The sequence below is a fragment of the Mesorhizobium sp. 43Arga genome (genome assembly GCF_053714255.1).
On record NZ_JBSKBO010000009.1, the window covers coordinates 171,654 to 196,467 of the forward strand.

Genomic DNA, 24,814 nt, shown 5'->3' on the forward strand with positions numbered 1-24,814 from the left:
CTCAGCCCAGCCCGCCAATGTGGAAGCTTTTCATCTCGAGATATTCCTCGATGCCGGCCTGCGCGCCCTCGCGCCCGAGGCCGGATTGCTTGACGCCGCCGAAGGGAGCCACCTCCATCGAGACCGAACCCGTGTTCAAGCCCACCATGCCGAACTCCAGCGCCTCGCCGACGCGCCAGGCGCGTTTCAAATTCTCGGTGTAGAAGTAGGAGGCAAGCCCGTAGGGCGTGCCATTGGCCAGCGCGATCGCCTCCTCTTCCGTCTCGAAACGGAAAAGCGGCGCAACCGGGCCGAACGTCTCTTCGCCGGCGAGTTGCATGTCCTTTGTGGCGCCGCTCAGCACCAGCGGCGCGACATACTGGCGACCCTCCGGCAGTACCGGCATCTCGGTGATGATCGCAGCACCCTTAGCGAGCGCGTCCTCGACGTGGCGGTTGATCTTCGCGATCGCAGCCATGTTGATCATCGGCCCGATGGCGACGCCGGGCTGCGTGCCGGGTCCGACCGTCATGGCGTTGACGCGGGCGGAAAGCTTGGCGGCGAAGGTTTCATAGACCCCGGCCTGGACGAGGATGCGGTTGGCGCAGACGCAGGTCTGGCCGCCATTGCGGAACTTCGAGACAAGCGCGCCCTCGACGGCAAGGTCGAGGTCGGCGTCGTCGAAGATGATGAAGGGCGCGTTGCCGCCGAGTTCGAGGCTGAGCCGCTTCACGCCGTCGGCAGCGCCACGCATCAGCAGCGAGCCGACGCGCGTCGAGCCGGTGAAAGAGATCTTGCGAACGGTCTCGTTGGCCATGATCTCGTTGCCGATGTCGGTCGGCATGCCAGTGACGATGTTGATGACACCGGCTGGGATGCCGGCCCGTTCGGCAAGCACGCCGAGCGCCAGCGCCGAATAGGGCGTGAACTCGGACGGTTTGATCACCACCGTGCAGCCGGCGGCCAATGCCGGCGCGACCTTCCGTGTGATCATGGCATTCGGAAAATTCCATGGCGTGATGATGCCGCAGACGCCGACCGGTTCCTTCAGCACGATGATGCGGCGGTCTTGCGTGGGCGAGGGGATAGTGTGGCCGTTGATGCGGCGTGCTTCCTCCGCGAACCATTTGACGAAGGACGCGCCGTAGCGGATCTCGCCCTTGGCTTCGTCCAGCGGCTTGCCCTGTTCCGTGGTCAGGATCAGTGCCAGATCGTCCAGATGCGCGAGCATCAGACCATGCCAGGCTTCGAGCAGTGCCGCGCGCTCGGCATTGGTCTTCTTCTTCCAGTCGCCATGGGCGGAAGTGGCGGCCTCTATGGCCGCACGGGTCTCCGCACCGGCCATGTCGGGCACTGTGCCGATCGTGGCCTGGGTCGCCGGATCGATCACGTCGACCGTCTTGCCGGACCCGGCAGTGACCCATTCACCGCCGATCAGGCCGGCTTCGCGGAAGAGGCTTTTTTCCTTCAGGTTTTTCATCGAACGACCTTCAAATCAGGTGAGCGCCGCAACGACCGCGGCCGTGATGGCGTCCGTGCGGTCCTTGCCGGGAATGGTGCCTATGCCTCTGGCGGTTGCGGCTTCGACCGCCTTCATGACGCGGACCGCCGCGGCCTTTTCGCCGAGGTGATCGAGCATCATGGCGCCGGACCAGATGGTGGCGATCGGATTGGCGATGCCCAGATGTGCGATGTCGGGTGCGGAGCCGTGCACCGGCTCGAACATGGACGGCGCCGAGCGGTCGGGATTGATGTTGGCCGAGGCTGCGTAGCCGAGCCCGCCCTGGATTGCCGCGCCGATGTCGGTGAGGATATCGCCAAACAGGTTGGAGGCGACGACCACGTCGAGGCTCGCCGGCGCCATGATCATGCGCGCGGCGAGCGCGTCGACATGATAGCTGGTCACAGCGACGTCGGAGTACTCCGCGGCCAGCTTGCGGGTGATCTCGTCCCAGAACACCATCGAGTATTTCTGCGCGTTGGACTTGGTGACGGAAGCCAGCTTGCCGTTACGTGTCCGCGCCTGCTCGAAGCCGAAGCGCAGGATGCGCTCGACGCCCGCACGGGTGAAGATCGAGGTCTCCACGGCGACCTCGTCCAGCGTGCCTTGATGCACGCGCCCGCCGGCGCCCGAATATTCGCCTTCGGTGTTCTCGCGGATGCACAATATGTCGAAACCTTCCGCCCGCAGCGGCCCTGTCACGCCCGGCAGCAGGCGGTGCGGCCGGATGTTGGCGTACTGCACGAATGCCTTGCGAATCGGCAGCAGCAGACCGTGCAGCGAAACGGAATCCGGCACTTCCGCTGGCCAGCCGACGGCGCCCAGTAGAATGGCGTCGAAGCCGCGCAAGGTCTCGATGCCGTCCTGCGGCATCATGCGGCCGGTATCCTTGTAGAATTTGCAGGACCAGGGGAACTCGGTTCCGGTCAAGGCAAAGCCGGATTGTCCGGCTGCCGTTTCCAGCACCGTCCAGGCGGCCGAGGTGACATCGCGGCCAATGCCGTCACCGGGGATCAGGGCGATCGAATAAGACTTCATCGGCTTCTCTTCACAGGCTGATCAGGACGCTCTTGGTCCTGCGGTTGGCGAGATAGGCCTCGCGGCCAAGGTCCTTGCCGATGCCGGAGCGCTTGTAGCCGCCGGTCGGCAGGATATGGTCGCGCGAGCGGCTGTAACGGTTGACCCAGACCGTGCCCGCTTCAAGCTTTCGCCCGAAACGGATGGTGCGGGACAGGTCGGAGGTGAACAGGCCGGATGCCAGTCCGTAGATCGGGTGACTGGACAGCGCCAGCGCCTCTTCCTCGGTCTCGAAGGTCTGGACGGTCAGGACCGGACCGAAGATTTCCTCGACGATCGCCGGATTGGCCTGGTCGACATCCGTGATCAGCGTCGGCTCGTAGAAATAGCCTGGGCTGTCCATGATGGCGCCGCCAGTCAGGCATTGGCCGCCGGCTTCGACCGCGGCCCGCACGATGCCGTCGACACGCGCCCGCTGCCGTTCCGAGATAACAGGCGAATACTGTGTCGCCTCGTCCCAGGTCGGGCCGGGCCGCACCGCCTTCATCTTCTCCAGAATCGTGGCCGTCAGCCTGTCGGCCACGCTCTTCTCGACGATCAGGCGCGTGCCAGCCACACAGGCCTGGCCGGCATTGAAGGTGACGCTGCCGGCGATCGCCGTCGCTGCCTTCTCTAGATCGGCATCGGCAAAGACGATCTGCGGGCTCTTGCCGCCGAGTTCCAGCGTCATCGGCTTGACGCCGGTGCGAGCGACGTTCTCCATGATGGCCGAACCGGCGCGGGTTGAGCCGGTGAAGCTGACCTTGGCGATCTCGGGATGGCCGGTCAGCGCCGTTCCAGTCGTTGGGCCGTCTCCCAGGACCACGTTTATAAGCCCGGCCGGCAAGCCTGCCCTCACGGCGAGTTGTGCCATGCAGACTGCGGAAAAGGGCGTCATTTCCGACGGCTTCAGCACGACCGCATTGCCCGCGGCCAGTGCCGGACCGAGCTTCCAGCCAGCCATCGAGACGGGGAAGTTCCACGGCGTGATCGCACCGACCACGCCATAAGGTTCGCTCATAATCATGCCGAGACTGGCGTCGTCGGTCGGCACCAGCTCGCTGCCTTCCTTGTCGGCGAATTCGGCAAAGAAGCGGATCTGCTCCGCGGTTATGGCGATGTCGCCGGCTACGAGCTGGCCAACGGGCCGGGTGGAGCACAGAGCCTCGATCCTGGCCAGCGTTTCTGCTTTCGCCTCGATCAGATCGGCCCAGGCCTGAAGTGCCCTGGTGCGCTCGCGTGGCCGGACGCCACCCCAGTTGCTGGCCTTCAGCGCCGCCTTGGCGCTTGCCACCGCCCGATCGACCGTATCGACGTCGGCCAGGGCGCTGGCGGCGTATGCTTTCCCATCCGACGGTCGGCGCATCTCGATGGCACCCTGGGCCGCGATGAGTTCTCCACCGATAAAATGGCCGACGGGAAGGGTGACGGTGTCCGGGTCGAAGCTCAGGCCCATGGGTGCCTACTTTCAGTTGCTCTGGACGAACCTAGCGCGGGCAGGAGCGCAGCATGCGCCGTTCGGCGATCGGTCGCGGATGATTGTTGCGTGCTGGCAATGAGGGACGGCAAAATCTGTGGCCGAGGCCAGCGCCTCAGGCGGAGCCATCATCCTACCGTGACGTAGATCTTGCGCACCGTCTCGATGGTCTTCCAGACACCGGTGAAGCCGGGCTTCATCACGAAACTGTCTCCGGCGCGGTAGGTCACCGCCTCGCCGTCGTCGGGTGTGATCTCGATCACGCCGGTGAGGATATGGCAGAATTCGAAAGTCTCGCCCTTGATCGAGCGCGTCTCGCCGGGCGTCGCTTCCCAGACGCCGGTATGGACGAGATCGCCCTTGGCGGCGTCCTGCGCCCAGGTCTTGAAGGCGGGGTTGCCGGCAATCAGCCGTTCGGGAAGTGCCCTGGATTCGCGCGGCGGGAAGGCAGGACTGGTATCGACGGTCTTGAGCAGGGACAAGGGATGACCTTTCAGATTGGACTCAATAGCCGCGCGACCGGTCGACGAGCCCGATGGGATCGAGGCCGGCGCGGTGGCGTCGGATGTTTTCGATGACGGCGCGCGCGGCGGTCGCGGGCTGGGTGACGCTGGCGACATGCGGGGTCAGGATGATCTTCGGATGCCGCCAGAAAGGATGACTGGTCGGCAGCGGTTCGGGATCGGTCACGTCGATCATCGCCGCCGAAAGGCGGCCGTGGTCGAGCGCCGCGACAAGCGCCTCGTGATCGAGCTGCGGCCCTCGGCCGGTGTGGACGAGGGCCGCGCCCCTGGGCAGCTTCGCAAACAGGTCGGCATTGAGGAAACCGCGTGTATCCTCGGTCAATGGCAACAGGCAGATCACTATGTCGCTGACCGCGAGCATCCCCTCCAACCCTGGCTCGCCATGATGGCAGGTCACGCCGTCGATCTGCCGCGGCGATCTGCTCCATCCTGCGAGCGGGAAGCCGAAGAGCTTCAGCCGGTCGAGGACGGCTTGGCCGAGCTGCCCGAGGCCGAGCACGCCAATCCGGCGCGACCCGGCCTGCAACTGCGGGATATCGCGCCATTCGCCTGCGCGCTGCTGCGCCATGTAGGCCGGTAGGTTGCGGTGGAGCGCGAGCACGGCAAGCGTCGCATATTCCTGCATCATGCGCACGATGCCTTCCTCAATCGTACGCACGATCTTCACCTGCTCCGGTAAGCTATCGAGGCGAAACTGGTCCACGCCGGCGCCAATCGAAAACAGGATCTCCAGGTTCCTGTAGCGCGCGAGGTTATCTGGTGCGGTCCAGGTAATGAGATACCGCACCGCGTCGGGGTCGACCGTTGCGGCATCCATCGTGAAGGGGACGTCCGGCAGTTCTCGCGCGAACGCCTCGGCGAAGATCGCCCCGCGGCGCGCATCGGAATTGAACAGGAATGTCATCCGCTCTCTTCAAGCCGCGCAACGGGCGCCCAGCGCCTCGATCAATCGCCGGCAGGCGGCGAGTTCGCTGGAGACTATGTACTCATCCGGCTTGTGGGCGCGATCGATGTTGCCCGGTCCGCAGATGATCGCATCGATCCCGGCGGCCTGGTAAAGTCCGGCCTCCGTGCCGTAGCTGACGGCGGCAAGCGGCACCTCGCCTGTCAACTCGCGCAGCAGTCCCGCCAGTGCCGCGTCTTGCGGCAGTGACAGCGCCGGATAGGCACTCATCGGCGTCCACTCGACCCGAAAGCCTTGGGCCGCAAGCGCATCTGCCCGCGCCTTTACCGGTGCAAGCAGGCTGGCCGGGTCAACCCCGGGTATGGCGCGAGCCTCCAGATCCAGCGTGCAGGTGTCGGGGATGATGTTGACCGACTGTCCGCCCGCCACAACGCCCGCTTGCAGTGAGGAGTAGGGCGGCTCGAAGGCAGGGTCGCACGGACCGTTCGTCAGCCGCTCGGCTTCGCTCACGGCCGCGCTCAGCGCACCGGCCATGGCGTGGATGGCGTTGAGCCCGAGATCGGGCCGCGAGGAATGGCCGGAGCGCCCTTTGATCGTCACGCGGGCGGCGGCCTTGCCCTTGTGGCCGCGCACGGCGCGCATGCCGCTCGGCTCGCCGACGATGACGCCGAGCGGCTTCGCGCAGAGGTCGGGAAGGCGGGCGATCAAATGCGGCACGCCGCGGCATCCCACCTCCTCGTCATAGGAGAAGGCGAGGTGGATTGGCCTGGCAAGGCGCAGTCCAGCCAGCGCAGGCACGGCCGCGAGCACTGCAGCCAGAAATCCCTTCATGTCCGTGGTGCCGCGTCCATAGAGCCGTTCGCCATCCCGGCGCAGTCCGAAAGGGGCCGAACTCCATTGCGGCTCGCCGGCGGGGACGACGTCCATGTGACCGGATAGGATGTAGCCCGGAATATCGGCGGGCCCGATTGTGGCGAAAAGATTGGAACGATCGCCTTCTGGCCCTGGAAGCACTCTGACCAGAGTTCCGTGTTCCGCGAGATAGGCCGCGATCCAGCCGGCGATATCGCCATTCGGCTCGCCGGCGACCGATCGAAAGGCGACGAGACGGTCGAGGATGTCGAAGACGTCCATTCCAGCCCTCAAGGCATTTGGAGATTTGGCATTCCGGGTTCGCCGGACCGGTAACGTCGAGGATGTAGGCGTTCATTCGCGATTGCGTGCCGAAAGCGGAAATGTTTCAGTTGAATCTTGCGTTGGCGCGCTGCATTCGAACAGATCATCTTGTCGTGACTGTTTAGCGTGCGCAGGTCCAGGGGGCATTGGGTGTCCCTCCACCACGGAAATCGTTCAAGGGCATGAACTTGAAGCCGTCCGAAAGCCTTAAAATTGATGCCTTCTCGATGCAGGTAGGCGACATTGAAGATGTCGAGCTGGACCGGTTGCATGCGCTCTCCCTGTCCGTGGGATGGCCGCATCGCGCCGAGGACTGGCAATTTCTGCGTGAACTGGGGCAGGGATTCGTGGCGCTCGATGAGATTGGCCGGGTGCTCGGCTCGGCCATGTGGTTCGAGCATGGCGATGGTCTGTCCACCGTGGGGATGGTCATCACGTCGCCGCGACTTCAGACGCTGGGGGCGGGGCAATGGCTGATGAAGCGGGTCTTTGAGAACGTCGCCGGGCGCGATCTGCGCCTGAATGCAACCCGCGCGGCACGGCGGCTCTATCTCTCCCTCGACTTCCAACCGGAAAAGACGGTCTATCAATGCCAGGGCATCGCCCGCGCCGAGACGATGGGCAGGCCGGCGGATTTTCGGGGCGATGTCCGAAGACTGGACGCAAGGGATATTCCGGCAGCGATCGCGCTCGACGCGGCAGGATTTGGCGTGAGACGGGCCGCACTCATCGAAAAGCTTTTCGTGCACTCGGCCGGCTACGGTCTTTTCAAGGATGACAAGCTGAACGCGTTCGCGCTCTGTCGGCCGTTCGGGCGGGGCCACGTCGTGGGCCCGGTGGTGGCGGAAAGCGACGCCGATGCCGTCGCTGTCGTCCGGCCGCACGTGGCCGACAATTCGGGGTCATTCCTTAGGATCGACACCCATATGGCCAATGGCGATTTTGCAGCGTTTCTGTCGCACAGCGGAATGACTATTTTCGACACGGTGCTCACCATGTCGATGGGCAAACGCCTCGCCGATTTTGCCGTCGACGGCGCGGTTGCACCGGTGACCTATGCCCTCGCAAGTCAAACTCTCGGGTAGTTGAGTTCAGGTCGCGGCTGCCATGGCCTGCCGGGTAGTGTCTCAGTTTTAGACACTACCGCCGGCCGTAACCGCTCGCCAAGCAAGGGCAAGTGCTCTATGCTCCTATTTTCTGCGGTATCGAGATAGGTTGTCCTGGTGGGGGCGTTCCATGTTCGAAGGCGTCGCATTCTGTCGAAAAGTGCGAGTGAAGGCCGCAGTCTTTCGCCTGGCCCTTGCCGCGCTGCTGGGCTTGCTGGTCTTCGAACCGCACGCCGCCAACGCCGCGCCGAACTGGACGCTCGATCCTGACGCCTCGGTGCTCACCTATCAGTCGGTCAAGAAGAACACGATCGTCGAGACCAACAAGATCAGGAATATCACCGGCACGCTCAGCGCTGCGGGTGATGCCAAGGTCAGCTTCGACCTCAATTCGGTTGATACGGGCGTCGACTTGCGCAATGTGCGCATGCGCTTCCTGTTCTTCGAAACATTCAAGTATCCGACGGCCGAGCTGACGGCGAAGGTGGACCCGACCGCCTTTGCCGACTTGCCGGCCAAACGCCGGATCAAGGCAACCCTACCGTTCCGGCTGAGCCTGCATGGCGTCGACAAGGATCTGGAGGCGAGCGTCGTTGTAACCATGATCAGCGACGCTCAGGTTTCAGTCGCGTCAGAGGCTCCCGTCGCCGTGCATGTCGAGGATTTCGGCCTGCTGCCGAACGTCGACAAGCTGCAGCAGGCCGCCAATGTGACGAACATCGTGCCTACCGCCTCGGTGTCCTTCGACTTCGTCTTTGTCGCCGACGGCAGCAAGCCGGCCGCTGTGCAGACGGTCGCTGCCGGCGCCGCCGATGTCGGTCCCGTGGCCACCGACGCCGCGAAGGCCAATTTCAGCGACGAAGAGTGCCTCAACCGGTTTGCGGTGTTGTCGCGCACCGGCGCCATCTACTTTCGCCCGGCCAGCGCCCGTCTCGATGCCAAGAGCCGTCCGCTGCTCGCCGAAGTTGAAGGTGTCGTCGGCAAATGCCCGGCCTTGAAGGTGGAGGTGTCCGGCTACACGGACTCGGACGGCTCGCCCGAGGCAAACAAAGCGCTCTCCGAACGGCGCGCGCAGGCCGTTGCCGATGCGTTGGTCGCCGATGGCGTGCCGCGTCAGCAGATCAGTGCCGCCGGCCATGGCGAGGAGAGCCCGGTTGCCGCCAACGACACGCCGAAGAACAAGGCGCTCAACCGGCGGATCGAATTCTCCGCCACGAAACTCGCGAACTGAGGTCGGGGTGGGCTCCCGTACAATCGCCTTTTGCGCGGTCTTGCTTCGCGGCGCCGGCCTTGTCGGGCTTGTCCTGCTTTTGACTTTGACGGCCGCCAGTGCCGAGCGCCGTATCGCGCTGGTGCTCGGCAACTCGCAATATCAGCACGCCGCGCCGCTGGCCAATCCGGCACGCGATGCCCAGGCGATGGCCGAGCGCCTGCAGAACCTTGGTTTCGAGGTGGTCTCTGGCTTCGACCTCACCAAGCAGCAGACACAGACGACGGTCGCCCAGTTCGCCAAGCAGGTGCGCGGCGCCGATGTGGCGCTTTTCTTCTATGCCGGCCATGGCCTGCAGGTTTCGGGCAAGAACTATCTGCTTCCGGTGGATGCCGCGCTCGAAGACGAGACCTCGCTCGACTTTGAGGCCGTGTCGGTCGATTTCATTTTGCGGCAGATGTCTCGCGAGACGAGCATAAGGCTGGTGTTTCTGGACGCATGCCGGGACAATCCCCTGGCGGATGTGCTGGCAAAGACCGCCGGCATCAAGGGTGCAAGCAGCGGCCTTGCGGAAATTCCGATCGAGAATGGCGGCGCTGGAACGCTCGTCGCCTTTGCCGCCAGTCCCAACCAGCTCGCCTATGACGGGTCTGGCGACCACTCGCCCTTCACGACGGCATTGCTTCAGCACATTGGGGAATCCAATGTCTCCATCACCGAGGCAATGAACAGGGTGACCAGCGACGTCTTCAAGGCGACCGCCGGCAAGCAACGCCCCTGGATCAATGTCTCTTTGACCACCGAGGTCGTCCTGCACAAGGTCGATCTCAACGCGCCGCTGATCGTCGGCGAGGCGAGCACCCCGCCGGCTCAAGCCGACTCTGGCACGCGCAACACCCGCGCTTCGTCAGGCCGGAATGACGACCAGCTTGCGCTTGACACTCTGCGCGCGAAAATCCCGAAGCTGGCTACCGACGGCCCTATCCTTTTCGATCGTCCCGTCAAGTTCGGCGACCCGGCGATCGACGGCAAGAGCATCGCCCAACTAATCAAGGGCGAACCGCTTTTCAGTCCGGTGGAAGGCCTCGACAAGTCGGTCTGGGAAGGCAAGCACTGCAACACCTGCCATCAGTGGAATGAGGCCCGGCTTTGCGAACAGGCGAAGAATTTCGCAGCCAACGACGTCTCGGTCCTGCGCCTGCAGCATCCGCTCGGTACCCGCTTCAAGGTCGCGCTGGCCAGATGGGCGCAAGGCGGCTGCCAATAATGCCGGCTGATGCCAGCGATGACGGACGGCGCGCAGGGATCGGCGAATGCCGTTACGCCTCCATCTCCACCATCTGAATGCCCATGTCGACAAAGGCTGAAAGCACGGCAAACCGGTCCGCCAGCGAGGCGCGGGCCAGTCCGGCCAGAATTCCGGCATTGACAGCATGGGCGGCAGGAAACCCGGTCGACACCATGTCGAGGGTCGGGTCGCGCCATACCGCTGCCAGAGCGATCCAGGCGGCAGGCGTCGCCGGCGGCAGGTCCAGGGAATTGCTTAAGACTGCTTGATGGTGGGGATTGTCAGGTTCGCCGACGCGGTCGTGGACAAGCGCCAGCAATTCGAGATCCCGGTCCGCGAGGAGCTCGGCGAGATTGCTCAGGCATTGATGTCCCCACCAGACGGCGGCTCGCTCGGGCAGGAGGTAGGCGCAGAACGTGACTGCTTCCTCCGGCACGCGCCCGGCAAGCAGGGCTCGGCAAAAATCAAGCGGCGGCTGACCGGTGGCCAGCGATTTCATGTCCCTGGCGATGGCGGGACAAGCAAGAAACAGATCCCGTGCCGTTCTGTATCCGAGTTCATTGGCCATGGCTGCCACACCCCAAGAACCACCAGAACAGCACTCAAGCCTGTGGCCGGGCGCCGGTCAAGCGTCAGTCGTTGGCACGCGGCCAAGGGCGGCATGCGTTTGTTCACAGACAATCGCTTCCCGATTTGTTATGATACCCGCCAGCGAAATCCTCTTACACAGGAGTGACGGTCATGCGATGGGGCAGTTCAGCCTTGGCATTGGCGGCCATGCTTCTTGCAACGCAGGTCTTTGCCGATCCGCTTCAGAAATCGGAAGATATCGTGAAGTTCTTCGCCGGACAGACCGGCAATCTGGGTGCTGCCCGCGGCATTTGCGTCGGCACGGAGGAAGAGTGCAAGAGCAAGGCCGAGAAGACTGGCCCGGCTGCACAAAAGACCGGTCTCGACATGATGATCAATTTCGCCCTTGATTCCGCGCAACTCGACCAGACGGCGCGCACCGAACTCGACGAGTTCGCCAAGGCGCTGAAGGACAATCGGCTGAGCACGTTCAGTTTTGTCGTTGAAGGTCATACCGATGCAACCGGCCCGGATCGCTACAACCAGGACCTGTCGCAGCGGAGGGCCCAGTCGGTGGCCGCTTTCCTCGAAGCGAACGGCGTTGAATCGGCGCGGCTTGAGGCAATAGGCCTTGGCAAGTCGCACCCGCGAGTCGCCAATCCTTACGATCCGGTCAACCGGCGCGTGGAAATGCGCATCAGGACCGAGTAGGCGGCCGCCGCCAGGCGTCAACAGCGATAGTGGCAAAAGGGAACTCGTCCAACGCGGGTTCCGCTTTGGCTGCCCATGATCAATATCTCATCGCGCCGCCGATCACGACGCCGCTGCCGAAGATCAGCGCCTTGGTCAGGAAGTCATTGGTGTCTCTCCGTGGCGGCTCGTCGCGCATCACAATCTCCCTGTTGCGCCAGCGCTCGACGATCTGCTGTTTTCGTGGTTTCCGCTGCGCCACCGGTTTCAGCGTGCGGGTCTTTCGCACGACCTGTTTCTTCGGTGGTGCGGTGCGGACCTGGTCGGCGGTCGAGGTACGAACGGCCGAGCCGGGATTCGCGCTCTCATTCGTGTCGAGCGCCGCGACCTGCTTACCCGCCGTCGGTTCGTTCAACTCGTCGATGTTGAGCTTCGCCACCGTGGCGAAACGGCCGTTCGGGAACTGGTCGAGATAGGCCTCGTAGTAGGGAATGGCATTCTTCTTCGAAGCCTCGTCCCAAAGCCGCTGCTCAACCTCCCAGGACGGCGGATCGCTGGCCATCGGCGCGGGGGCGGGCGAGGCCGTCGTCCCGGCTGCATCGGCGATCGGCGCCCCCGCGGCTTGTGCCGCCGGCTTGCCGAGGAAAACCTCGCGCCCCAGCGATGCGTTGTGCCATGGGCGCTGCCGGCCCTGCGTAGCTTCCGTCACGTCGCCGCGTACACGCGTCAGCGCACTCTGAATCTCGACACCGGGTTCGGTCAGGTGCTTGGCCAGCGCCAGAGAGTAGGGGCTGTCGACGCCGTCGCCGTCGAAAGCGATAGCGCCGGGATCGGTTGCGTAGGCGATCAAGACGCCGCCGGCGCCGACGCTGTCTGCCCTTGCATCCACCGGCGCGAGGCCGGCGCCAAGCGAGCGGCTCTTGGGCAGTGCCGCTGCCAGCGTGCGACCCAGCGGATTGTCGCGGCAGGCATCGAGAATGATGATGCCGACGGCGGGATCGGCAGGCAGCGCCGCCATGAACTCGTCGATCTGAACCGTGCGGGTCTTGAGATAGGCGGGCGAGGTCAGATCGGCATCGACCGGTATGAGATAGTTCTTGCCGTCGACCTGCATGCCATGGCCGGCGTAGAAGATGACCGCGAGGTCGGCGTTGTAGGATTCTTCGGTGAATTTGCTGATCAGGCCATGCATGCCGGCATTGTCCTGGTCGACGCCTTCGATCACGTCGAAGCCGGCGTTGCGCAGCGTCGACGCAATCAGGTGGGCATCGTTCGCCGGGTTGGGCAAGGCAACCGCGTTGACATATTTGCTGTTGCCGATGACCAGCGCGACACGCTTGCTCTCGGCTGTCGCGGCCTGGGCGCCGAAGGCGGCAAGGATGGAAAGGACAAGTCCGCTCAAAAGGATGGCAAACAGCTTCATGGATCAGCCCTCCGGCCCATCGGGGCACGCTATGGATCTCTGCGCATGCTCAATTCGTCAGCGACGAAGTCGCTTCGGCCAAAAAATGGCTCTCAGGCTTGAGTAGCTCCGGCGGCAGCTTAGGTTCACCGGATGCACCTGGCCTCTGCAAATATTTGCCGATATGCCAGCCGCCAGGGTTCAAAACCGATCGTCCAGGCGATCGTTGTGCCGCCCTTGAGCCGGGACGGTCATTAGCCCGGCTCAAGCGTCTCCTGGAATGAATTGAGCAGCGCGGTTATCGCCTGCTTGTATTTCTCGAACTCCGGCGACGTCTGCCGGACCTCGGTCGTGGTTGTCGCCGGCTGGCTCTGATCGGTCACCGCGCGCGGCACTTTCTGCCCCATTTTCCGCTCGGCCCAATCGATGACGTAGCCGACGGTCTTGCCGGTCAGGAACGGGTTGGCCTGGATCACGGCAGCGCCCAGAACGGCGCTCAATTGCGATGAGCCGGACGCGGCCAGCACCTGGTGCGCTCCTTCCATGCCAAGGAAGTGGCAGAGATAAAGACGCCCTGCCGTGATCTGGTGGCCGCGGGCGCGCAGATAGGCCTCCCCTTCGCGCGCCAGGTTTCGCACCATTTCGCGCGACAGCGTCGCGTCATAGCGAAGCGCGAGCAGGTCGGCGGTCGAAAGCGATCGGGCAAGGTCGGGACGATAGGTGTTCATCATCCGGATCCAGGTCTTGGTAATGAACTGGCCGGCGCCAGTTGCCGACGAGTTAGGGTTCTTGGCGCGGGCGCTGCCGCCACTTTCGACATGGACGATCCGGTCGGTCAGCGTTTCGACCGCGGAATCGCCAGGCCCGCCGGAACTGACGGAAACGGCGGTGGCGACCGTGGTGACAGTCCCCAGCGGGTCGATCGCCTCGCCGTTCTCGTAGAGCTCGAAATGCAGATGCGGGCCGGTCGAAAGCCCCGTGGTGCCGATATAGCCGATGACGTCGCCGGCCTTCACCTTGGTGCCGACGCTGCTGGCGATGGCGAATTTTTGCATATGCGCGTAGCGCGTCTCGCGGCCGTTGGCATGCGTGATCTTCACCAGATTGCCATAGCTGCCGCCATCGCCCTGGAAGGAAATCTCGCCGTCGAAAGCGGCCATGACCGGCGTCCCGACCGGAGCCGCCCAGTCGACACCCTTGTGGATCCGAACCGTGCCGAGGATCGGATGCTTGCGCGGGCCGAAGGTCGACGTCATCACCCCGGCGACCGGCGTGACCATGCCGTTGGTGACGGTCAGCGAACGAACCTGATCGTCGCCGGTCACGCAGGCATACTGGCCGTCGCTTTGCTGGAAGACGAAGCAGTCGAGGTTCTTGTCCTTGCCCAGGACGCCGACGTAAAGCACCCGTCCCGAGATCTCGCCCTGGCCGCGCGGCGTCTGCGAGTAGATCATCACCAGGCGCTGGTCCTCGCTGGCGAAAGCGTCGAGGTCCTGTCCTCTCGACAGATACATGATCGCTTCGCCGATCACGCTGGTCGGTACCTTGTTGCGTGCAGCGGTCGAGTAGATTGCGTCGAGCAGCCGGTACTGCCGTTTGGGTCCGCCCTGGTCCGAGGCACCGGAATAATTGAAGAGGTCCTCGCGAACCCAGGGGTCGACGCCTGAAACGAAGGCGCCCGCTGCGTTGCGCGTAAGCGTGCCGACATAGACGTTCCTTGCGTAGACCGAGACCTGCATCAGCGACATGGTCGTCGTCTCGCGGTTCGGCCGGAAGCCGCGCATGGCGACCACAAAACCGGCCTCGAGCCCGTCGCGCTTGAACAGCGCCTTGAGCGCCTCGCCGGCAAGCCTGGCGTCGTCCGCGGAGAAATGCGCGTCGAGCGCCACGCTATCCAGGCTACGGTCGTTGAGGATTTTCACGAAAGTATCCTCCGTCGCCGCGAAGCGCTGATATTCGCTGGTGACGGTCGCGACGGTGGTGTTGTTCTCGATCGCGGTTTTCTTGAAGGCGGGGAGCGCTGCCTCGCCCTGGTCGATGGTTTCGCCCCAGCCGGCCTCGGGGTCGTCTGCGTCGGCCTTGGGCGCCGAACCGGCGGGGGGTTCGCCCGCGTCCGGCGGCGCCTGCAGGTCGTTCGCCAGATCGCCCGACTGGTCGTTGGGCGCCGCGGGAGCAGCTGCGGGCGAGGTCGGTTGTTGATCGTCTGGCGCTGCAGTTGAAGGCTTTGGAGCAGTCTGCCGCTGCGCCTTGAAGAAGGCAAAATCCTCCTGCGTCGAGGGGATCGTCGTCATGAACTTCTCGCTGGCGCTCAGCATCACGTCGGACAGAATCTCGATCTGTGGCGAGGCCCCGGAACTGTCGAGTTCGGCCGGGCGCGCAACCGTGTGACCCTTCGTGGCGGCGTCCGCATCGGGAGCCAGCGTGATCCACATCGGGTCACCGGCAAGGTCGATGATGGCCGGCACATAGACCGAGGCGTCGGACGGCACGTCTTCCATGCCTTCGACAGGATGCAGTTCCTCATCCTCGTCGCCGAACGACCAGTTGTCCCTGGTAAGATAGAAGCCGGTGGCGATCGCGATGACGGTGAGCGTAGCGACGCCAGCAACAGCGCGACGCCAGAGTTTGCGTCTGCGCTCGGCCAGGCGCGCCAGTTTCTTCTGTTTGAAGCTCGTGTCGATGCTGTGCGTCACGGGCTGTTTCCAGTCAGGAAATAAGTCCAGCGCACCTGCTCCAGCGTATCGACCTCGACGAAACGCGCCGCGATATGACCGCGCTGCCAGCACTCCTCGATGCCACGGATGGAGAAGCGGCGCCGATCAACGCACATCTCGGTCGATCCGTTGAGGATCGTATGGCCGAACACGTCGGTCGCGTAGAGGTAGATGTAGCGGTTGGCCAGTTCCTCGCGGATGACGTTCACGCACTGGTTGGCGCCGATGGTCCACCAGCCGTCGGTCTGGTCGGCATTGTCGACCTTCTGTCCGACGGCGAGGTTGACGACGTCGAGCGTCTGGTTGCAGACGGTGAACTCGGCATGTGCGCTTTTGGTCGAGAAGACAACGAGCAGCGCCGCGCCGAACAGCACGGAAAACGCCAAGGGACCGGGGAAGTCCGGCAGTAATCGAAACCAGCTACGCTTTGTGCGTGACGAAGGCTGGCAAAATGAATGCGAGGGGCGAAGGTCCATCGGCGTTCATATCTATCCGCCGAGCTGGAAATATTTGGCGGTGGCGGAGAACCGCGAGCCGTCGGCGCCGATCTCCTCGAGGATCTTTGGCAAAAGCTCGGAGACCGGTGTCGGTCTCGAGAACATCGCGGCCTGGATGTCCTTTGGTCCGGTGATCACCAGCATGATCTGCGGCAGGGGTTTGCCTGCCGCCTTGTCGGCGGCGCCTAGACCGACCGGGATGTTGAAGGTCGCCTTGTCGGTCTGCGCCACGATGCGATCATCGAGGTTGAAGGCGATGCCCCTGTGGTCGATCAGCATGACGTTGGAAATGAGCCCGCCACGCGTTACCAGCGTGCCCCTGATCGGTGCGCCATCCGGCACCGATGTCCGGTCGAGAACGAGCTGCGGACTTTCCACACGGTTCCGGTCGAGGAAGCGCAGGAAGTTGGTCACTTCACACTGGGGCTGCTCGATGAGACGGACATTGATGTCCGGCTCGAGATGGAACGTCGAGCGAAAATCATTGAGCATCTGCTCGAAGGGCTGCACGGCTGTTGCGAAGCCTTCGATGGCGGCGGCGCGGGCGGTTTGCGATGTCAGCGATGCATAGAAACAGTCGCCGCCGCTGAAGTCGCGCACCCATGAAGCGCGTTGCGCCGCCTCGTCGACCGGCTTCGCCGGCGGAATCGCCGGCTTTGGCACATTGATTGCGACTTCGGTATTTTCGGACCGTGTGGTTACCGGCGGCTGCGGTTGCTGGGACGGCTGCGCTGTTTGCGTCGGCCCTGATGGCGAGGTTGGTGGTGTCGGCTGGCTGGCCGCCGGGGGCGGGGTCGCCGGTTTGACCGGCGGGCTGGGCGGCTGTGCCGGCAACCGGCTCTCCGAGGCCGGCGGCGAGGAAGCCTCCGGCTTGGCCAGCTTGGAAAGGATCTCGACCAGGTCCGTTGCGCTGGGTTCTGCCGCCGGCGGATTTGCCTGCTGCGCCGGCTTGCCCTCTGCCTCCGCCTGGCTTGGCGCGGACGTCTTCGGCGGGCTCGCGGTCGGCTTTTGGGCAGGCTTGATCTCGACCGGGGGCACTTGCGCCTGGTTGTTGGCCGTGGCTTCGGGCTGGACCGCAGGCGGCGCTGGCTTGCCGACGGGCGGTGCTATTGGCGCCTGCTCGGCGGGTTGCCGTGCTTCTGCTGCCGGCGCCACCCCGGGCCTGGGGGGCGTCGTGAGGATTTCGGTTGGCTTGGCCGGCTGCGGTTTCTGCTCGCCCGCAGCGTCCGCCTGGTTCTCAGCCGGCTGCACCGGTGGCTGAGGGTTCGAGCCTTCCGGCTGAAGTGTCTGAACCACCGGCTTTGAGGGTTCTACAACGGGTTTGGGTGCCGGCTTCGCGACCAGCGGTTTGACTTTCTCTTCGGCCGGCGGGGGCGCCAGGATCCCGCTGAAGTAAAGGCCGCCCCCCAACAGGACCGCCAGCGTCACGAGGCCGCCAGCGACAGCCGGCATCCGCGACGGCCTTCGCGGCGCAGCCGGCACGGGCGTGCTGGCCGGCGCGGGCGCTGGCGCAGGCCGCGGTTGTGACAGATGCGCTGGTCGCACATGTTCAACGAAGTGCTTTTCGCCTGCGGGCGCCGAAGGCTGCGGCCCGGACTCGGCCAGCGCCGTCCAGCCGGCGCGGGGCAAGCCCGCGCGGTCACGCGGACCATACGATGCCGGCGGCAATGTCACGTCGACATCCTCGCCACGCGTTGCCCTGGCGATCTCGGCCATGCTGGCCGGCCGATCGCGCGGATCCGGCTGCAGCATCGCGCCAATGAGCTCCTGGAAATCGGGATCGATGTCAGACAGGTCCGGCACGGTCCGGCGTTTCTCGATCACCTCGTATTGCGAGCCGCTCATATCGAGCGGCTTTCCGCGCAATGCCGCGGCGAGCACCAATCCGAGGCTATAGATATCGGACTGCTCGCTGACCTCACCGCCATAGAGGCCGAGCTGTTCGGGCGAGACATAATTGTATTTGCCAGCGAACTTCCCGCCGATCAGCGTTTCACCACCTGCGGCCGCTGACCGGGCGATGCCGAAATCGATGATTTTGGCGGCTTCCACCTGCCCGCCAGGCAGGATGATGTTGTCCGGCGAGAGGTCGCGATGAACCGCGCCCGCCCGGTGCACCGCGGCGAGCCCCGACGTCAGGCGATGGCAAAGCCGCCGCACTTCTTCCGCCGGCATCGGTCCGCGACGCATCACGTCGAATAGCGATTGGCCGTCCACGAACTCCATCGCCAGATAGGGGCGGCCGATCCTCGGATCGATGGTGAAGACGTGATAGCGCACCACCGCGTCATGCGACAGGTGATTGAGGATAGACGCTTCCTTGCGGAACAGCGACAGGATCGTCTGATCGCGGGCGAACTCGGGCAGTACGATCTTGATCGCCACATGGTCGCCGGTTTGGATGTTGTGTCCGCGATAGACTTCTCCCATGCCGCCTGAGGCGATCCTCTCGTCGAGTTCGTAAATGCCGCTGAGCTGCGTGCCGACGCCGGCATAGATGTCGTTCGTCGATATCCGGGTCTTGTCGTCGTCGCTCATCTCGCCAGGCTCTCCGCTCCGGACCGATCCGAATGGAGCGCGCCGTTGCGCCCGCCGCCGATCTTCACGAGTACGATGGTGACATTGTCGGTTCCGCCGCGCGCCAGCACCGTCTCCAGCAGGCTTCGGCACGCCGCCTGAGGCGTTGCGGATATCACCGTGGCTTCGATCTCGGCGTCGCTGACATGCGCCGTCAGTCCGTCGGTGCTCAGCACGAAGACATCCCCCGGCATCAGCTCCCCCTGCTGGAAATCGATCTCGAGCTCATCGCTGACGCCGACGGCATGGGTGATGACGTGGCGACGCGGCCAGTTAAGCGCTTCCTCCGCGCTGATCATGCCGCGGTCCAGCAGTTCCTGGACCTCGGTGTGATCCTTCGAGACCTGAAAGATCTCGCCGTTGCGGACCAGATAGATGCGGCTGTCGCCGGCCCACAGGCCAGCGAAGCGTCCGTCCATGGCAAGCAAGGCTGCGAAGGTGGAGCCGATGGTGATGCCGCGCGATCGGGAGATGTCGCGGATCTCGGAATTGGCGCGGCTAAGCCGGTCCTCGAAGCGCGCGCGAAGGTCCGGCGCTGAGCTCGCAATGCCGATCGTCGCCAGATGATCGACGATGCTGGCCGACGCGACCTCGCCGGCCTCGTGCCCGCCCATGCCATCGGCCACCACCCACAGGCCGGTCTGCGGCTCTATCAGGTAGTTGTCCTCATTGTGGTCGCGCACGCAGCCCTTATGGCTCACGCCGAAACTTTCGATGGGAAGGGCGACAGAGCTCAATTTGCCACCAAGCGCTTCGCGAGCGTCCTCTGTGACCAAGAATGGGCAGGGTGCCCGGGCCACTTTGCCACAAGCGCATACGTTAGAGTACCGAAATGAGGGCTGCGGCCGGCGGTGCGCAGGAACACAGCCATATCAGAACGCCTTCGGACAGCTGAAGCCGGACAGGGCCGGCAGCAGGAAGGGATTGGCCCCCGGCCCGGTCTGCATAGTGTAAGCGACGTCTCGTCCGCCGATCACGAAGCGGGCTTCGGTGTTGGCGCCATTGGCGCTGATGGTCGCCTTGTCCAACAGACGCTTCAGGGCCCACGGTCCTTCGAATTTGAGAGCGGAGTCACGGCCCGGCATTTCCGGCATCAGGCTGAGACTGGCGGAACCAGAGGCAGTGCCGTTTGGCCAGGTCACAGTGCTTGGCGCATTCCCCGTTTGGCTGCTCTGCACGGTCTGGCCGTCAATGTTGAGAACTGCGTTGTCGGCGTCGCTATTGAGCGAAAAAGGCGTGAGGGTGATCGACACTGACGGCACCGAGCCACCGGAAGGGAAGAAGGCGCTGCGGATTTCGGCGGCCGACTGAAATGATTTCAAGGTCGACTTCGCCAGGTCGCGGCTGGAGCGCGCATCCTGTCTCCAGGTCCATTCCTGGCCAGTCATGTCGATCAGCGGCGCAAGGTTCTGCGCGAAGAAGCGGTCCATCAGCCCGCCCGGCGCGAAAAGCTTGGCGAAATCCGCTATCGAGATCTCTTGCGTGCCATCACTGGCAAAGGGATAGCGACCGTTGACCGCCTCCTCGCAGGCTCGTGTGACCGTCTGGTCGAGGTCCTGGTTGAGGTTGGCCACCGAGGCTTCGGCGACATTGCCTTCAAACTCGTCCGCTGCCGCGTTGACCATGCGCGCAAGCGGCTTGGGAAGGCGCGAGGCGTTGGCGCGCAGCGTGGAGATCTGCAGCTGCAGGTTGGCGTTGACGCGTTCGGTCTGTGAAGGGACATCGGCCGAAAGCTTGAGGCTTTGAAAGATGTCGCGGAAATTCCGCGTCAACGCATCGAGCGGCCGCCGTCCACTGGCGCCGCTGACCAGGGCCTGGAACGGTCGAAACTGTGCCTCGACGCTCGCGCCGGCATTCTGCGCGACGGCCGAACCCGGTCCGGCTCGGCTCTGCGACTTGCCGCCGGCGATCTGCAGTCCGATGCGTGCCAGACCCTTGGCCATGCTGGCGGGCTCCTCTCGCGCCGCGACGCTCTCGCCCTCGGCGGTGGCGATCTGCTTCGTCAATGCAGTCTCATCGGCGATCGCCGTGAACAGCTGATCGAGAGGCGAGTCCGGCGCGGCGAGGGCGGAAAGCGCGAGATATTGCGGCTTGTCCTTGAGCAACGCCTTGAACTTCAGCTGGTCGAGTACGCGGTTCCATGCGGAGGAAAATTCCTCGCCGTAGCGGTCGATCAGTTCTGGCCCGAGCTTGGGCAGGTCCTGGTCGATGCCGCCCTGTTCGCCGCCTCCGCCGAGCACCCACTGGTCGTTGACCAGCATTTGCGCGATACGCGAAAGCTGCGGCAGGAAGAAGCGGTTGAAACCGGCGCGCGTGTAAAGTCCAGGAACGTTGAGATCGGCGAGGTCGCTGCCGTCCATGCGTTCGAACAGCAGCTGCGCCTCAGGGCCGGCTTTCGCGGCGACGGAGAGGTCCTCCAGCCTTGCGGCGTAGACCGCAGACTTGATCAGCGCCGAAGCGCGGTCGGCAAGGCTCATGCGCCCAAGCGAGCGTTGCGCGGCTTCGATCAGCGGCTGGTTGAGCTCAAAGACGGGATCGTAGGCGTCGTCGAGCGCGAGCATGGCGCGCAGATGCTTTTCGAGCTGCGCGCGGCCCTCGCGGTTGTTCTCGCCGGGATAGCGGTTCTCTTCCCAATCCTGCCTCATCCAGGAGACAATCAACTCGTCATCGACCTTCGGAGCCTTGCCGCCCAGCATCAGGTAGATCTTCAGCGGCTCGTAGAGTGCGATCGGATCGGCCATCTTGGCCTGGATGGTGCGCTCGGCCTGCACCAGCAGCCGGGAGCGGAATGTCCGCTCGAGCGCTTGCCGGTAGGCAGTCCTGGAGGCCGACAGCAGCCTCTCGCGCTGGCTGAGCCCGAACGTCTCCTCGATCGGCTTTGCCTGGTCGCCGTTCTCGAAGCCGGCCGGCAGGTTGCGCAGCTGATTGAGCGGGCCGATGACGTTTTCCAGATCGACGTCGGTCACCGTCGTGCTCTTGAGCAGCGAATCGGCGCTGTCGCGATACTGTGCCATCGCCTGCCTGGTGGAGGCGATCAGCGATTTGTTGGCGAAGAAACTGAGGCCAAGTACGCCGAGAGCCGCCAAGGCCGCCAGCGCAATGGCGGCGAGGCCGCCAAATCTCGCGAGCCTGGCGCGTCGTTCGGCCGCTCGGTCGAAGGATACCCAGCCCGATTCCGGGAAGATCACATCGGTCAGCAGATCGTGCAGGAAGAAGCTCTTGCCGGTGCCGGAAAGATGCGCCTGCGAGGTGCTGCCGAAGCTGCGGCCGATTGCGCCCAGCACCTGATCGAACGGTGTTCCTTCCTGAGTACCAGAAGAGAAATAGAGGCCCCGCAGGCTGACATTGACATGCGATCGAGACGCATCGAACAAGCTGGCGATGAAATGCGCTACCCGGGTCTTGAGGGCACCGAACTGCGCCGGGAAGCCGAAGATGGCGATGCGCGCCACCGGGTCGGCCTCTTCCTGCAGGCGATCGACAACTTCTTCCGCCAAGCGCTTCGCCAGACCGTCGAATTCGGCTGGCGCCTCGCCGGCCATGTTCCTTGTGCGATCGGCGGTCTGGAAGGTCGCGCCCCACACCTTGCGCCTGCGGGCTTCGTCGAATTGACCGAAATAATCCATGAAGCCGGAGACGAGATCGGCCTTGGTGAAAAGCAGATAGACGGGAAACTGGATCTTCAGCGTCTCGTGCAATTCGCGCAGGCGGCTTCTTATCTCGGTCACATGCGCCTCGATCTGCTGGTCTTCGAGGCCGATGAGATCGGCGAGGCTGATGGCCAGGATCACCCCGTTGATCGGTTGCCTTACCCGATTTTTCTTGAGCAATCCGAGAAAAGCAAGCCAGCTTGCCTTGTCGCGCTCGCGGTCCGATTCCTGCGTCGTGTAGCGACCGGCCGTGTCGATCAGCACCGCCTCATCGGTAAACCACCAGTCGCATGACCGCGTGCCGCCGACACCGGCCACCGGCTGGGCATTGCCGGAGCCCGCAAGCGGAAATTTCAGCCCGGAATTGACCAGAGCCGTCGTCTTGCCGGCGCCTGGCGGGCCGATGATGATGTACCAGGGAATATCATAGAGGAAGTTGCGCTTGCCGCTCGTCCGCTTCAGCGTCGCAATGGCTTCGCTCATGCGCGCTTCGAGCACCTGTGCATCGTCGTTGCGCTCGTCACTGCGCACGATGGCCGCCTCGAGCGCCTTTTGCGCCTTGCGCCTTTGCCAGAAGCCAATGCCGTAGAACAACGCCAGCACGGCTACCGTCACCCCGATGATGAGCGCCCTGAGCCACACGGATCCAAGCGGGCGGGTATCGGCGAAGCGGATCAACGGTCCGGCATACCAGACGGCGGCCGAGAAGCCGGCCAGGGCGAGCACGCTGAATATCCGCAGCACCCACCGCATCAGTTGCCGTTCTCCGCCGAGCCGGTCTGCAAGGTTTCCTGTTTCGGGATCATCACGTCGACGCGGCGGTTCCTGGCGCGGCCTTCGGCCGTCGCGTTGTCGGCGATGGGTTCGTCTTCGCCCTTGCCGTCTATGCTCAGACGCGATGGATCCTTCAATTGCTTGGCGATCATCGCCTGCACGGCCTTCGCGCGGGCGACTGAGAGATCGAAATTCGATTTGAACGCGCTCGACGTCTTCGGCTTCACATTGTCGGTGTGGCCGACGATCCTGATCGGTCCGGGTTCGGCGTCGAGCGTCGTGGCGATATCCGCCGCGATCGGCTGGAACTGCGCCTTCAACTCAGCCTGGCCGGATGCGAACAGAAGCTGGTTGCTGATCTCGACAACGATGAAGTCGCCCTTCGTGCCGACGTTCAGTCCGCCGGCGCCGATCTCCCGGGCGAGTGCGGCGCGGATGCGGTCGATCTGCGTGGTTTCCGGGGGAGCGGGTGGCGGCGGTTTGGCCTGCACCGGTTCGGCGGGTGCCGCCACGCCGGCGCGTTCAATGGTAAGCTGGGTGGAGGGATTGAGCGCCAGCAGCGCGCCGGCCGTTGCATCGCCTTCATCGGTGATCAATATCCGCAGCCCGAAAAAGGCTGCTGTCACAAGGGTCGCCGCGGCGGCTGCGATCGTCCACAGAGGCAGCCGCCCTCCTGGCCTGGCCATCGCCGCCGCCATGCCTTGCCACCGGGGCGAAATGTCCTCGGCGGCGCGCGGCCTGAAATAGCGCAGCGTGTCGTAGACGTCGCGCCGGACGCGCTCGAGCGCGTTCCGTTCCCCGGACAATCCCCGATACTGGCCCTCGAACCCCAGCGACAAGCAGGCATGCATCAATTCGAGCAGGTTGTAATGCGCTTCAGGCTTGGCGAGGATATTGTTCAGCGCTTCGTAGAAGCCCGTGCCTATCGGTCGTGTGTGGAAGAACTGCGCCACCAGGCTGTGCTCAAGCCAGGTTTCTTTGTTCGGCCAGGGCAGGTTGCCGACGAGATCGTCGGCGGTTTCGCAAAGCGCAAATTTCGCGATCCGTGCGTCTTCTTCCCCGATACCGGCTTTGGCGATGGTATGGTCGAAGGTCTCGATGGCGTCTGCGATATGCTCCGCCAAGGCTGCGGCTTGCCGTTCGACCGGCATCAGCCGCAGCTGACCGAACAGCATGAGCAAGGGGGCTGCGGCGACTAGGATGGGATTTGTCGCGGCATACTTCACGCCGGCGGTGGCGTTGAGCAAGGCGTCCTGCTCCAACGCCGGTGCGGCTTCCGGCACAGCTCCGTGGCTGGCCCCCTGAAAGACCACGGTTCCGGACGACCAGCCGGGGGGCATTTGTCGGCCGAGGCCGGGGTCGAACACCGTCGATTCCCTGGTGGGTGATGGAGCACCGGAACCATTGGGAGCCGCGCGCGGCTTTTGCCTTGGCCGTGGCGCGCGGATCACGGTTTTGTCCGGCGGCTCGGAGGGATCGTCCTTCGAGCTCATCGGCGCACCACCGTCGAGGTGCTATCGAGATATTCCAGGCGGGACGAGAGGCGCGTAACAGGCTGGGTATCAACAGCGAGCCGGATGGAATGACTGATCTTGCCGAAACATGACATTCCTGCACACGCCCCAAGCCACGCCGCTTTGCCAGCCAGGCAAGCACCCATGTACTATCCTAATCTCACCGCAAGCCGATTGAAACCGGGAAGCGGGGTGATCAAGGAAG

Annotated in this window: 18 protein-coding genes; 4 read left to right on the top strand and 14 right to left on the bottom strand. The window is 64.1% G+C overall.

Going from position 1 to position 24,814, the window contains the following annotated elements:
* Position 1: 1 nt before the first annotated feature.
* From ACWGS8_RS27145 to argE, 6 genes are all read right to left on the bottom strand, one after another.
* Positions 2 to 1,459 carry an NAD-dependent succinate-semialdehyde dehydrogenase gene (locus tag ACWGS8_RS27145; protein ID WP_454583796.1) on the bottom strand — a complete coding sequence of 486 codons (1,458 nt, stop codon included), beginning with the start codon at positions 1,457 to 1,459 and terminating at the stop codon, positions 2 to 4.
* A gap of 15 nt (positions 1,460 to 1,474) precedes the next feature.
* Complete coding sequence (locus tag ACWGS8_RS27150) at positions 1,475 to 2,518, bottom strand: tartrate dehydrogenase (protein WP_454583797.1); 1,044 nt, start codon at positions 2,516 to 2,518, stop codon at positions 1,475 to 1,477.
* A 10-nt stretch (positions 2,519 to 2,528) separates the two neighbouring features.
* A complete protein-coding gene (locus tag ACWGS8_RS27155) occupies positions 2,529 to 3,992 on the bottom strand; it encodes an aldehyde dehydrogenase family protein (RefSeq protein WP_454583798.1) in 1,464 nt (487 codons plus the stop codon).
* A 149-nt stretch (positions 3,993 to 4,141) separates the two neighbouring features.
* Positions 4,142 to 4,495: a cupin domain-containing protein gene (locus ACWGS8_RS27160; RefSeq protein ID WP_454583799.1), complete on the bottom strand. Its 354-nt coding sequence runs from the start codon at positions 4,493 to 4,495 to the stop codon at positions 4,142 to 4,144.
* Positions 4,496 to 4,517: 22 nt separating this feature from the next.
* Complete coding sequence (locus tag ACWGS8_RS27165) at positions 4,518 to 5,441, bottom strand: 2-hydroxyacid dehydrogenase (RefSeq protein WP_454583800.1); 924 nt, start codon at positions 5,439 to 5,441, stop codon at positions 4,518 to 4,520.
* Positions 5,442 to 5,450: 9 nt separating this feature from the next.
* Positions 5,451 to 6,575 (bottom strand): acetylornithine deacetylase, encoded by a 1,125-nt coding sequence (gene argE / locus ACWGS8_RS27170; protein ID WP_454583801.1) that lies wholly within the window; start codon positions 6,573 to 6,575, stop codon positions 5,451 to 5,453.
* Between the two features lie 224 nt (positions 6,576 to 6,799).
* On the opposite strand from argE, the gene ACWGS8_RS27175 reads away from it, so the two are divergent.
* The 3 genes from ACWGS8_RS27175 to ACWGS8_RS27185 all read left to right on the top strand — a co-directional run bounded on the left by ACWGS8_RS27175 (position 6,800) and on the right by ACWGS8_RS27185 (position 10,200).
* Positions 6,800 to 7,702, top strand: coding sequence for a GNAT family N-acetyltransferase (locus ACWGS8_RS27175; protein ID WP_454583802.1), 903 nt, complete (start codon positions 6,800 to 6,802; stop codon positions 7,700 to 7,702).
* A 187-nt stretch (positions 7,703 to 7,889) separates the two neighbouring features.
* Complete coding sequence (locus ACWGS8_RS27180; RefSeq protein ID WP_454583803.1) at positions 7,890 to 8,954, top strand: OmpA family protein; 1,065 nt, start codon at positions 7,890 to 7,892, stop codon at positions 8,952 to 8,954.
* 7 nt (positions 8,955 to 8,961) lie between these two features.
* On the top strand, positions 8,962 to 10,200 hold the full coding sequence (locus tag ACWGS8_RS27185; RefSeq protein ID WP_454583804.1) for a caspase family protein: 1,239 nt from the start codon (positions 8,962 to 8,964) through the stop codon (positions 10,198 to 10,200).
* A 52-nt stretch (positions 10,201 to 10,252) separates the two neighbouring features.
* On the opposite strand, the gene ACWGS8_RS27190 is transcribed toward ACWGS8_RS27185, so the two are convergent.
* Entirely contained in the window at positions 10,253 to 10,789 is a 537-nt protein-coding gene (locus ACWGS8_RS27190) for a DUF6931 family protein (RefSeq protein ID WP_454583805.1), read from the bottom strand.
* 173 nt (positions 10,790 to 10,962) lie between these two features.
* On the opposite strand from ACWGS8_RS27190, the gene ACWGS8_RS27195 reads away from it, so the two are divergent.
* The gene (locus tag ACWGS8_RS27195; protein ID WP_454583806.1) at positions 10,963 to 11,502 is read left to right on the top strand and encodes an OmpA family protein; all 540 of its coding nucleotides are present in this window, start codon (positions 10,963 to 10,965) and stop codon (positions 11,500 to 11,502) included.
* Between the two features lie 79 nt (positions 11,503 to 11,581).
* Here ACWGS8_RS27195 and ACWGS8_RS27200 read toward each other — a convergent pair whose 3' ends face one another.
* The 7 genes from ACWGS8_RS27200 to tssL form a co-directional block, all read right to left on the bottom strand.
* A complete protein-coding gene (locus ACWGS8_RS27200) occupies positions 11,582 to 12,904 on the bottom strand; it encodes a caspase family protein (protein WP_454583807.1) in 1,323 nt (440 codons plus the stop codon).
* 233 nt (positions 12,905 to 13,137) lie between these two features.
* The gene (locus tag ACWGS8_RS27205; protein ID WP_454583808.1) at positions 13,138 to 15,576 is read right to left on the bottom strand and encodes a M23 family metallopeptidase; all 2,439 of its coding nucleotides are present in this window, start codon (positions 15,574 to 15,576) and stop codon (positions 13,138 to 13,140) included.
* Positions 15,573 to 16,073 (bottom strand): DUF1036 domain-containing protein, encoded by a 501-nt coding sequence (locus ACWGS8_RS27210; protein WP_454583809.1) that lies wholly within the window; start codon positions 16,071 to 16,073, stop codon positions 15,573 to 15,575. The genes ACWGS8_RS27205 and ACWGS8_RS27210 overlap by 4 nt, the downstream gene beginning before the upstream one ends.
* A 12-nt stretch (positions 16,074 to 16,085) precedes the next feature.
* On the bottom strand, positions 16,086 to 18,632 hold the full coding sequence (locus ACWGS8_RS27215) for a protein kinase domain-containing protein (RefSeq protein WP_454583810.1): 2,547 nt from the start codon (positions 18,630 to 18,632) through the stop codon (positions 16,086 to 16,088).
* A complete protein-coding gene (locus tag ACWGS8_RS27220; RefSeq protein ID WP_454583811.1) occupies positions 18,629 to 19,408 on the bottom strand; it encodes a PP2C family protein-serine/threonine phosphatase in 780 nt (259 codons plus the stop codon). The genes ACWGS8_RS27215 and ACWGS8_RS27220 overlap by 4 nt, the downstream gene beginning before the upstream one ends.
* Before the next feature lie 135 nt (positions 19,409 to 19,543).
* Positions 19,544 to 23,074, bottom strand: coding sequence for a type VI secretion system membrane subunit TssM (gene tssM / locus ACWGS8_RS27225; RefSeq protein ID WP_454583812.1), 3,531 nt, complete (start codon positions 23,072 to 23,074; stop codon positions 19,544 to 19,546).
* Positions 23,074 to 24,588 carry a type VI secretion system protein TssL, long form gene (gene tssL, locus ACWGS8_RS27230; protein WP_454583813.1) on the bottom strand — a complete coding sequence of 505 codons (1,515 nt, stop codon included), beginning with the start codon at positions 24,586 to 24,588 and terminating at the stop codon, positions 23,074 to 23,076. The genes tssM and tssL overlap by 1 nt, the downstream gene beginning before the upstream one ends.
* Positions 24,589 to 24,814 lie beyond the last annotated feature (226 nt).

Excerpts from the sequence above, each read along its gene's own strand:
- ACWGS8_RS27145 (WP_454583796.1), bottom strand. The coding sequence starts at position 1,459 with ATGAAAAACCTGAAGGAAAAAAGCCTCTTCCGCGAAGCCGGCCTGATC.
- ACWGS8_RS27150 (WP_454583797.1), bottom strand. The coding sequence starts at position 2,518 with ATGAAGTCTTATTCGATCGCCCTGATCCCCGGTGACGGCATTGGCCGC.
- ACWGS8_RS27155 (WP_454583798.1), bottom strand. The coding sequence starts at position 3,992 with ATGGGCCTGAGCTTCGACCCGGACACCGTCACCCTTCCCGTCGGCCAT.
- ACWGS8_RS27165 (WP_454583800.1), bottom strand. The coding sequence starts at position 5,441 with ATGACATTCCTGTTCAATTCCGATGCGCGCCGCGGGGCGATCTTCGCC.
- argE (WP_454583801.1), bottom strand. The coding sequence starts at position 6,575 with ATGGACGTCTTCGACATCCTCGACCGTCTCGTCGCCTTTCGATCGGTC.
- ACWGS8_RS27175 (WP_454583802.1), top strand. The coding sequence starts at position 6,800 with ATGAACTTGAAGCCGTCCGAAAGCCTTAAAATTGATGCCTTCTCGATG.
- ACWGS8_RS27190 (WP_454583805.1), bottom strand. The coding sequence starts at position 10,789 with ATGGCCAATGAACTCGGATACAGAACGGCACGGGATCTGTTTCTTGCT.
- ACWGS8_RS27195 (WP_454583806.1), top strand. The coding sequence starts at position 10,963 with ATGCGATGGGGCAGTTCAGCCTTGGCATTGGCGGCCATGCTTCTTGCA.
- ACWGS8_RS27200 (WP_454583807.1), bottom strand. The coding sequence starts at position 12,904 with ATGAAGCTGTTTGCCATCCTTTTGAGCGGACTTGTCCTTTCCATCCTT.
- ACWGS8_RS27210 (WP_454583809.1), bottom strand. The coding sequence starts at position 16,073 with ATGGACCTTCGCCCCTCGCATTCATTTTGCCAGCCTTCGTCACGCACA.
- ACWGS8_RS27215 (WP_454583810.1), bottom strand. The coding sequence starts at position 18,632 with ATGAGCGACGACGACAAGACCCGGATATCGACGAACGACATCTATGCC.
- tssM (WP_454583812.1), bottom strand. The coding sequence starts at position 23,074 with ATGCGGTGGGTGCTGCGGATATTCAGCGTGCTCGCCCTGGCCGGCTTC.
- tssL (WP_454583813.1), bottom strand. The coding sequence starts at position 24,588 with ATGAGCTCGAAGGACGATCCCTCCGAGCCGCCGGACAAAACCGTGATC.